This window comes from Phenylobacterium sp. (assembly GCF_030654915.1).
Lineage (GTDB): Bacteria > Pseudomonadota > Alphaproteobacteria > Caulobacterales > Caulobacteraceae > Phenylobacterium.
This window is the reverse complement of record NZ_JAURWM010000076.1, coordinates 1-9,863: the sequence shown is the minus strand read 5'-3', so window position 1 is coordinate 9,863 and position 9,863 is coordinate 1. Positions and strand designations below refer to the sequence as shown.

The window sequence follows — 9,863 nt, the reverse complement described above, 5'->3', positions numbered from 1 at the left end:
GGTGGTGGTGATCGCCTTCACCCCCGACGACATGGCCCACTACTTCTCGGTGGTCGGCGAACTGCGCAACGCCGGCATCGCCGCCGAGGTCTATCTCGGCACGGCGGGTATGAAGGCCCAGATGAAGTACGCCGACCGCCGCATGGCCCCTGCCGCCATTATGCTGGGCGGCGACGAGATCGCCGCAGGCAAGGTGACGATCAAGGACCTCGACCGCGGCCGCATGCTGGCCACTGACGTCGCCGACAACGCCGAGTGGCGCGAGCAGCGCCCCGGTCAGCAGATCGTCGACCGCGCCGATCTGGTCGCCACGGTCCGCAAGATCGTCGACGCCCAGCAGAGCGAGGCCGGCCAATGAGGGCTGAGCCGAACCTTCCCCCTGAGGCGCTGGCCGCGATCCGCGCTCCGTTCCTGGCGGCGGGCGCCGAGGCGGTCGACGCCCCGATCCTGCAACCGCTCGGCTTGATCTTGGAACTGGCCGGCGAGGCGATGCGCGCCCGCCTGTTCGTGGTCCAGGCCGAGGGCGGGCAGGAAACCTGCCTGCGCCCCGACTTCACTGTCGCGGTGGCGCGCCAGCACCTCGATAGCGGCAAGGCCGCTGGGCGCTACTTCTATGAGGGCAAGGCGTTCCGCGCCTCGCCCGACGCCGACCGTCCCGAGGAGTTCCGTCAGATCGGCCTGGAGCGGTTTGACGACGCCGGCGCCTCGGCGGTCGAGGCGGACGCGCAGATCGCCGCCCTGGCCTGGTCCGCGGCCCAGGCGGGCGGACGCAGCGACCTGTCGCTGTGGCTGGGTGACATCGCCCTGTTCGCCGCCTTCATAGACGCGCAAGGTTTGGCGCCGGCCCTGGCCGACCGTCTGAAGCGCGGCGCGGCGCGTCCGCGTCTGCTGGCCGCCGAACTGGCCCGCGCCGGCGCCGAGCCGCAGGCTACCGCCGATAGCGGCAAGCTCGCCGGGCTGTTGTCCGGGCTCTCGGAAGCCGAGGCCGCGACCGTGCTGGAAGAGGTCTGGGCCCTGGCAGGGATCGAGCCGGTCGGCGGCCGTGGCCCCGCCGCCATCGCCCAGCGCCTGATCCGCCGCGCACAGGCCGCCAGCGCCCCGGCCTTGACCCTGGAACAGGCCGACAGCATCGCCCGCTTCCTGGCCGTGGATGACGCGCCCCAGACGGCCTTCACCGCCATCCGGGCCATCGCCGGCGCCAAGGCTCCGGCCCTGGACACCGCGCTCGGCGACTGGACCCAGCGGCTGGACCTGTTGGCCCAGGCCGGCGTGCCGGTGGAGCAAACGCGGTTCGCGACCGCGCTCGGCCATGCCTTCGACTATTACGACGGCCTGACCTTCGAGGTCCGGTCGGCCGCGCTCGATCACGACCGCGCGGTGGCGGTCGGCGGCCGCTATGACGGCCTGCCGGCGAGACTGGGCGGGGACGCGGGTCGCCGCGCCGTCGGCTGCATGGTCCGGCCCTGGCGGGCCTGGGCGGGAGGCGAGTCATGAGCGATCCCTTGATTCTGGCGGTCCCGTCGAAGGGGCGCCTCAAAGAACAGGTCGAGGCCTGGCTCTCCGATTGCGGACTGTCTCTGTCCGTCGCCGGAGGATCGCGCGGCTACATGGCGGAGTTGAAGGGCGTGCCCGGCATCCAGGTGCGACTGCTCTCGGCCGGCGACATCGCCGAGGCGCTGGACCTGGGCGAAGTGCATCTCGGAATCACTGGCGAGGACCTGCTGCGTGAACGCGCCGGCGACGTCGACGCCCGGATCCTGCTGCTGCGGGCGCTGGGCTTTGGCCGCGCCGACCTGGTGGTCGCGGTGCCCAAGAGCTGGATTGACGTCGAGAGCATGAGCGATCTGGAGGAGGTCGCGCACGACCTGCTGGCCCGCTCCGGCCGGCGTATGCGGGTGGCCACCAAGTATCTGGCCCAGACGCGGTCCTTCTTCGCCCGTCACGGCGTGGTCGACTACCGGATCACTGAGTCCGGCGGCGCCACTGAGGGGGCTCCCGCCGCCGGTTCGGCCGAACTGGTGGTCGATATCACCACCACCGGCGCGACCCTGGTCGCCAACGGCCTTAAGGTCCTGGCCGACGGGGTGATCCTCAAGAGCCAGGCCCATCTCACCGCCTCGCTGCGCGCCGACTGGTGTGGTGATCGCCTGGCTGCGGCCGAGCGGCTGCTGCGGGTGATCGAGGCCCGCGCCTCGGCGCACGACAGCGCCACCCTGGCCTGGCCCGCCGATCCTCGCGAGACGCCGGTGGTCGAGGCGCTGATCGCCGACGGCGCCACGCGCCGACCGAACGGGCTGCTGGTCGCTGCGGGCAAGATTGGCCAGGCTTCGCTCGCCCTGACGGCGGCGGGAATCGGTCCGGTCACCGCGTCGCGTCCCGACTTCGTCTACGAGACAGGTTGCGCCCCGTACAATGAGCTACTTAAGCGCGTGCAGAATTGACGCTTGAGTCAAAAATTACTGCTTCCAGCATCAGAAAAGCCACGCTCGCGTAAATCTGATCAAGAATTACCTGCGCAGGTGACTTGCGTGCATTGACTTGGGTCAGAAATTGCCGTTTTCTCAGTCCTGCGAGAGACATGGCGGCCACAAGATCCACCAGTCTCCGGCGTTTCGGGGAGGAAACGCCCGCTCTATATGAGCGACTGCTCAAAATAAGGCCCGTTGCGACTATCCCCCGCAACGGGCCAAATTTTTGCCCGCCGTAATTTTCGACACAAGAGTCAAAAATGTGATCGCGCCCTAGTGGGAAACCTGGGGCGGAGCCCAATGCACGGCGCGTGGCTCCCGCTGATGTCCGATCTATCCGTCCGCCGCCGCAAAATGCGCCAGTTGGTCTGCGTGCGCCTTGACGAGAGCGGGGGCGGCGGAAGTCTGTCGGGCGCCGCCGCGCTAGGCTGGGCGGTCCGCCATCAGGCCGGCGATCTCGCTCAAGTGCTGGTGCATGACCGCGCGGGCGCGGGCTGGGTCGCCGGCCGCGACGGCGTCCACCAGCGACAGATGCAGGTCGCCTTGGCGCAGGCTGTATTCCCACTGCGGCCCATGACCAAAGGCCCGGCCGTGCTGACGCTGCCACGGCGCGCGGTCGCGAACCATCGAGAGCATGCCAAGGATCGCCATCAGCAGATGGTTCGAGGTCGCCGCCGCGATCGCCCGGTGGAACGCGTTGTCGGCGGCCTCATAGGTTCGCCAGTCGCGCGCGTCCCGGGTCTCGGTGGCCAGGGAACGCAGGGTGGCGATGTCGCTAGTCGTGGCCCGCTCGGCCGCCTCGGCAGCCATCGCCGGCTCGATCACCAGCCGCGCGTTCATCAGGTCGGTCGGCGTCGCCAGCTCAAACAGCACCGATGGCCGAATAGGCTCGGCGGCGGGGCGGGGGCCGGTGAAGGTGCCCTGGCCGACGTGACGCCAGATCAGGCCGTCGTTCTCCAGCGCCTGCAGCGCACGCCGAAGGGTGTCGCGGCTGCAGCCCAGTAGAGCCGCCAGGGTCCGCTCGGGCTTGAGCCGGGCCTGCGGACCCATGGCCTCCACCTGTCGGCGCAGCCGCTTCGCGACTGCTTCGAATGAGGTGCGCGGCGCGGCCATCCAAACCAATTCTCCGACCAATATGGATCGAACCTAACGTCGCGCCCGGCGGCGTCAATCGAGCTCCGCGTTCAGAGGCGTCTCGCGGCATGGCCAGAAAACTTTCCATCGATCCGTTCCTGATCCTGATGCTGGGGGCCATCGCGCTCGCCACGCTCGCCCCGGCCCAGGGCGTGGCCGAACCGGTCTTCGACGGCCTCAGCACCGCCGGGGTCAGCCTGTTGTTCCTGCTGCATGGGGCGGCCCTGAAGCGCCGCGACCTTTGGGACGGCGCGCGGCAATGGCGGCTGCATCTGGTGATTTTCGCGCTGACCTTCGTCGCCTTCCCGATCCTGACCTATCCCTTCACCTTCCTCTCCGGGCGGCTGATGCCGCCGGACCTGGCGCTGGGCTTCGTCTATCTGGGTGTCCTGCCATCGGCGGTGTCGTCGTCGATCGCCTTTACGGCGATGGCGCGCGGCAACGTCCCCGGCGCGATCTGCAGCGCCGCGGCCTCCAATGTCTTTGGTCTGCTGCTGACCCCGCTGCTGCTGGCGGCGATCATGGGCGCCTCGGCGCCCGGCGCGTTCGATATCGGCGGGACGCTGCGCGAGGTCGCCTTCGAGCTGCTGGCGCCCTTCGCGATCGGCCAGTTCCTGCATCCCTATGTCGGCGGCTGGATGGAGCGTCACTCGCGCGGCCTGACGCAGTACGACCGCTGGGTGATCGTGCTGATCGTCTACACCGCGTTCTCGAAATCGGTGCGCGAGGGGCTGTGGACGCAGCTTCCCGTCCAGACTCTCGCCCTGGCGATCGGCTGCTGCATGGTCTTGCTGGTCGCGGTGTTCGCGGTGGCGATCACGGTGTCGCGGCGTCTGGGCCTTTCCCGCGCCGACGAGATCGCCGTGGTGTTCTGCGGCTCCAAGAAGAGCCTGGCTTCGGGCCTGCCGCTCGCCCAGGTGCTGTTCGGCGGCGTGCCCGGTCTTGGCATGATCGTGCTGCCGATCATGCTCTACAATCAGATCCAGATCCTGGCTGGCGCGGCGCTTGCGCGCCGCTATGGGGATCAGCCTGTCCAGTCTCCCAGATCGCCCGATGTAGCGATCCGGGAGCTGTAGAGTTCGCCTACCAGATCCGAACGCGGTCGGCGGGGGCGACGTACATGCCATCGCCCGGCTTGACGCCGAACGCCTCGTAGAAGGCGTCGATGTTCTTGATCGGCACGTCGACCCGGTACTTGGGCGGCGAGTGCGGGTCGGTGACCAGCTGCTGGCGCATGCGGTCCTCGCGGTACTTGCCGCGCCACACCTGGGCCCAGCCGAGGAACACCCGCTGGTCGCCGGTCATGCCGTCGATCACCGGGGCCGGCTTGCCGCCCAGCGAGACGTGGTAGGCGTCCAGCGCCAGCAGCAGACCGCCCAGGTCGGCGATGTTCTCGCCCATGGTCAGGTCGCCGTTGATGTGGGCGCCGGGCAGCACCTCGACCGCCGCGTACTGCTTGCCGAACTTGGTGGCCTGGGCGTTGAACTTCGCCGCGTCCTGCGCCGTCCACCAATCGGTCAGCTTGCCGTCGCCGTCGGACTTGCGGCCCTGGTCGTCGAAGCCGTGAGTGATCTCGTGGCCGATCACTCCGCCGATGCCGCCATAGTTCACGGCCGGGTCGCCATCGGGATCGAAGAACGGCGGCTGCAGGATCGCGGCCGGGAAGACGATCTCATTCTTGGTCGGCGAATAGTAGGCGTTGATGGTCGGCGGGGTCATGCCCCACTCCTCGTCGTCGACGGGGCCGCCCAGGCGCGCGGCCCGGTAGTCCCATTCGAAGGCCGAGGCGCGCTCCATATTGCCGTAGAGGTCGCCGTCCTTGATGGTCAGACCCGAATAGTCGCGCCACTTGTCGGGATAGGCGATCTTCACGCGGAACTTGGCCAGTTTCTCCTGGGCCTTGACCTTGGTCTCCGGGCTCATCCAGTCGAGGCCGTCGATCCGGGCCTTCATGGCCGTGCGGATGTCGCTGACCAGGGCCTCCATCTTGGCTTTGCTCTCGGCCGGGAAGTAGGCCTCCACATAGAGCTTGCCCAGCGCCTCGCCGATGTTGTTGTCGACCGCGTTCACGCCGCGCTTCCAGCGGGGCTGCTGCACCGGCTGGCCTGACAGGGTCTTGGAGCGGAACTCGTAATTGGCCTGATCGAACTCCTTCGACAGGTACGGCGCGGCCTGGTCCGCGAGGTTGAAGGCCGACCAGGCCTTCAGGGTCTCGATCGGGGTCTTGGCGTAGATGGCGGCGATCTTGGGGAAGGCGGTGTTCTCGGACACCACCACGCGGTCGGCCTTCGTCAGATGGGCGCCGTCCAGGTACTGCTTCCAGGCGAAGCCGGGCGCGTATTCCTGAAGCTTGGCGATCTCGAACGGGTTGTAGGTCTTGTCGTCGTCCCGGCGCTCGGCGCGGGTCCAGGAGACCTTGGCGATCTCGGTTTCCAGCGCGACGATGGCCTTGGCGTTCTCGGCGGGGCGCTCCCAGCCGGCCAGGGTCAGCATCTGGGCGATATAGGCCTCATATGCGGCCTTCTGGGTCTTGAAGCGGTCTTCCAGATAGTAGTCCCGGTCGGGCAGGCCGAGCCCGCCCTGGACCAGATAGACCGTGTATTTCTCGGGGTCCTTGGCGTCGTCGTGCACATAGGAGCCGAAGAACGATCCGCCGAACTTGCGCATCGTCGAGCCCATCAGCCCGGCGAGTTCGTCGTGATTCTTGACCGAACCGATCGCCGCTAGGTCGCCGGCCAGCGGCCCCGCGCCCAGGGCGTTGACCGCCTTCTCGTCCATGAAGCTCCGATAGAAGGCGCCGAGCTTGGCTTCGTCGCCAGTGGCCTTGGTGTTCGCCGCCGACTTCTCCGCCACCGCGCGCATCCGCGACTGGGACAGTTCCTGCAGAGCGTCGAACGCGCCATACCGCGAGCGGTCGGCCGGGATCTCCAGCTTGTTGAGATAGGTCCCGTTGGCGTAGTCGAAGAAGTCCTTGGTCGGCGCGACCGCGGTGTCGCGGCCGGCCATGTCGAAGCCCCAGGGGCCCATGCGCGGCGCTTTCGACAGGTCAGGAGCGTTAGCCGCCAGCGCCGGAGCGGCTGCGCAGAGCAGGGCGGCGGCCGACGCCGCGCCCAACCAGAGGGTCTTCATGGATGTGTGAGCCTTCAGGTGATCTTGGTTGGGCGTGACCCTGTACCGGCCGGGCCCGCGGAGGCACGTTACTTTTTTGTTACGTCGGTAGTCCCTCTCCCTCGGGAGAGGTTAGGTGAGGGGGCCGCGAAGCGGCTCTTTAGCGCGTTCGAGGGGTGAACCGGCTCGGCGGTTCCCCCCTCACCCGACCTCTCCCCCGCTGGGGGAGAGGAGAAGGTTCGCCAGCGCGGCCCGAGCCCTACGCCGTCGCCGACAAGGCTTCCAGCGCCTGGGCCTTGATGCCCTTGTAGTCGAGCTTGCCGTTCGGCGCCCGGACGACCGAGGCCAGCACCAGTTCGCGCGGCGCCTTGTAGTCGGCTAGCAGGCCCTTCACGTGGGCCGACAGTTCGGCCAGGGTCGGAGCCTGGTCGCCGGTGAAGTCGACCACAGCGCAGATTCGCTCGCCGAAGCGCGGGTCGGGCACGCCGACCACGGCGGCGTCACGCACGCCGGGGAACTTCTTCAGGGCTTCCTCGACCTCTTCGGGGAAGACCTTTTCGCCGCCGGTGTTGATCACCTGCGAGCCGCGGCCCAGCAGGGTGATCGAGCCGTCAGCCTCGACGGTCGCCCAGTCGCCCGGCACGCTCCAGCGCGTGCCTTCGAAGATCCGGAAGGTCTTGGCCGACTTTTCCTCGTCCTTGTAGTAGCCGACCGGGGTGTGGCCGCCGACCGCGACCAGGCCGCGCACGCCCGAACCGGCCTGCACGCGCACGCCGTCCTCGGTGAACACCGCCGCGTTGGGGCCGGTGGCGAACTTGGCCGTACCGGCCGCCGCGCCGCCGCCCGAGGTCGAGGCCGCCAGGCCCAGGGCCTCGGACGAACCCAGGCTGTCCATCAGCATGATGTGCGGCAGGTGCTTCAGCAGGCCTTGCTTGTTCTCCAGACCCCACATGGCGCCCGAGGAAACGATCCGCTTCAGCGACGGCATCGCCCAGCGCCCCGGATTAGCGTCCAGCACGTCCAGCATCGGGGCGGCGAAGGCCGGACCGACGATGATCAGGCCCGAGGCGCCCAGGCGCTCGACTTCGTCGAACAGCTGCGCCGGATCGAACTTGCGCGGAACCAGGGTCGCCACCGCGCCGCCGCCGATCAGGGCGCCGAACGAGATGAACTGGCCGGTGGCGTGCATCAGCGGCGCGACCGGGATGGTGATGTTGAGCGGGGCGTCGCTGGCCGCGACCGCCAGGGCGCGCTCGCCGGCTTCCTCGACGCGCTCCATCGCCGCCAGGCCGAGCAGCAGGTTCGCTCCGCCGCCCAGCGCCTTGAACAGGTCTTCCTGGCGCCACATCACGCCCTTGGGCATGCCGGTGGTGCCGCCGGTGTACATGATCAGCAGGTCGTCGGCCGAACGGCCCCACGGGGCTTCGAAGTGGTCGGCCGCGCCGGCGACGATCGCGTCATAGTCCAGCGCCCAGGCCGGAACCGGGTGGCCGGCCTCGCCCACGGCGATCCAGGCCTTCACCTTCGGCAGGCGGCCGCGGACCTTGTCGGCCATCTCGGCGAACGAGGCGTGGAACACCACGACCTCGGCGTCTGCGTTGTCGAACAGGTAGGTCAGCTCGTCGCCGCCGTAGCGGTAATTGGTGTTGAACGGGACCAGGCCAGCCTTGAAGGCGGCGAAATAGGTCTCGAGGTATTCAGGGCCGTTATAGAGATAGGCGGCGACCTTCGACTGCTGCGAAACGCCGGCCTCGACCATGACCTTGGCCAGCGCGTTGGCGCGGCGGTCGAAATCTTTCCAGGCGATGGTCTTGTCGCCGTGGATCAGGGCTGGGCGGTCCGGAGTGGCCTTGGCCACCGACTCCCACAGGTTGGCGTAATTCCAAACCATTGCGATCCTCCATTCTTCTTAAAATATGGGCGGCATAGACGACGGCGCGGGCAGGGCTGTCAACGCCGCCCGAACGCCTGTTGGGGGCGGGGCCGGAGCTTGGCTGTCAGCCTGGCTGTCGGCGTCCCGCCCTTGCCGGCCCGAGACCGCGACCTCGGCCCCGATTTCAGACTTTTTTGGTCGAACCGGGGTGCTGGGCCGCTTAAGGGCGCCGGCGTGGGTTACGCGCTCGGCCCCGAGGCCCCATAGTGCCGCTCATCACATAAGGAGAGCGCATGGAAGGTCACGTTTCGCCCGGCGAATATAAGGACGTCATACTGTTCCTGGCCACCGCCGGCGTCATCGTGCCGCTGTTCCGTCGTTGGCGGATCAGCCCCATCCTCGGCTTCCTTGGCGCCGGCGTCGTGCTGGGGCCCTTCGGCCTTGGGGCCTTGACCGGGACCTTCCCCTGGCTCGGCTACCTGACCATCGCCAATCCGCAGGAGATCGCTCAGCTCGCCGAGTTCGGCGTGGTGTTCCTGCTGTTCATGATCGGCCTGGAACTCTCATGGGAGCGCCTGCGGCTGATGCGCAGATGGGTGTTCGGCATGGGCGCCCTGCAGGTGACCCTCTGCCTGCTGGCCATCGCCGCCGCCGCTGTGGCCTTCGGCCAGCCGATATACTCGGCCGCCGCCATCGGCGCGGCCCTGGCGCTCTCGTCGACCGCCGTGGTCATGCAGATCCTGACCGAGAACAAGCGCCAGCATTCGCCGGCCGGTCGAGCAACCTTCTCGGTGCTGCTGTTCCAGGATCTAGCGGTCGCGCCGATCCTGGTGACCTTGACGATCCTCGGGCGCAGCGGCGACGGCGAGGCGTTTTCGCCGCAACTGCTGCTGGCCTTCGCCCCGGCCGCGCTCGGCGTCATGCTGCTCGTCGCCTTCGGCCGGATCCTGCTGCGTCCGATGCTGAAGTCGGTGGCGCGCGCCAAGAGCGAAGAGTTGTTCATGGCCGCCTGCTTGCTGGTGGTGATCGGCGCGGGCCTGGTCAGCGCCCTGACCGGTCTCTCCATGGCGCTTGGCGCCTTCATCGCCGGCCTGCTGCTGGCCGAGACCGAGTACCGCCACGAGGTCGAGGTCACCATCGAGCCCTTCAAGGGCCTGCTGCTGGGCCTGTTCTTCGTGCCCGTCGGCATCGGCCTGGACCTCTCGATCCTCGCGGCCAAGCCCCTGATGGTCCTGGGCATGGCGGTGGGGCTGATCGCGCTGAACGCCTCGGTGGTCTAT

At 68.4% G+C, this 9,863-nt stretch carries 8 protein-coding genes; 5 read left to right on the top strand and 3 right to left on the bottom strand.

All coding sequences use genetic code 11. The annotated features are described in order from the left end of the window. From Q7T84_RS03720 to hisG, 3 genes are all read left to right on the top strand, one after another. The coding region (locus tag Q7T84_RS03720) for a His/Gly/Thr/Pro-type tRNA ligase C-terminal domain-containing protein (RefSeq protein ID WP_304806358.1) at window positions 1–358 on the top strand (358 nt) is incomplete at its 5' end. After that, window positions 355–1,494 carry an ATP phosphoribosyltransferase regulatory subunit gene (locus Q7T84_RS03715; RefSeq protein ID WP_304806357.1) on the top strand — a complete coding sequence of 380 codons (1,140 nt, stop codon included), beginning with the start codon at window positions 355–357 and terminating at the stop codon, window positions 1,492–1,494. The genes Q7T84_RS03720 and Q7T84_RS03715, both read left to right, overlap by 4 nt. Beyond that, entirely contained in the window at window positions 1,491–2,441 is a 951-nt protein-coding gene (gene hisG / locus Q7T84_RS03710) for an ATP phosphoribosyltransferase (RefSeq protein ID WP_304806356.1), read from the top strand. The genes Q7T84_RS03715 and hisG overlap by 4 nt, the downstream gene beginning before the upstream one ends. Before the next feature lie 450 nt (window positions 2,442–2,891). Here the strand turns inward: hisG and Q7T84_RS03705 are convergent, their stop codons facing one another. After that, window positions 2,892–3,581, bottom strand: a complete 690-nt coding sequence (locus tag Q7T84_RS03705; RefSeq protein WP_304806355.1) for a FadR/GntR family transcriptional regulator — start codon at window positions 3,579–3,581, stop codon at window positions 2,892–2,894. An 89-nt stretch (window positions 3,582–3,670) separates the two neighbouring features. Between Q7T84_RS03705 and Q7T84_RS03700 the strand changes: the two genes are divergently transcribed. Beyond that, window positions 3,671–4,678, top strand: coding sequence for a bile acid:sodium symporter family protein (locus Q7T84_RS03700; protein ID WP_304806354.1), 1,008 nt, complete (start codon window positions 3,671–3,673; stop codon window positions 4,676–4,678). Between the two features lie 7 nt (window positions 4,679–4,685). Here the strand turns inward: Q7T84_RS03700 and Q7T84_RS03695 are convergent, their stop codons facing one another. Both Q7T84_RS03695 and Q7T84_RS03690 read right to left on the bottom strand, forming a co-directional pair. Further along, window positions 4,686–6,731: a M13 family metallopeptidase gene (locus Q7T84_RS03695; RefSeq protein WP_304806353.1), complete on the bottom strand. Its 2,046-nt coding sequence runs from the start codon at window positions 6,729–6,731 to the stop codon at window positions 4,686–4,688. A 238-nt stretch (window positions 6,732–6,969) separates the two neighbouring features. Continuing rightward, entirely contained in the window at window positions 6,970–8,601 is a 1,632-nt protein-coding gene (locus tag Q7T84_RS03690) for an AMP-binding protein (protein ID WP_304806352.1), read from the bottom strand. 275 nt (window positions 8,602–8,876) lie between these two features. Here Q7T84_RS03690 and Q7T84_RS03685 point away from each other — a divergent pair. Continuing rightward, window positions 8,877–9,863: cation:proton antiporter (locus Q7T84_RS03685; protein ID WP_304806351.1), on the top strand; the 987-nt coding region annotated here is incomplete at its 3' end.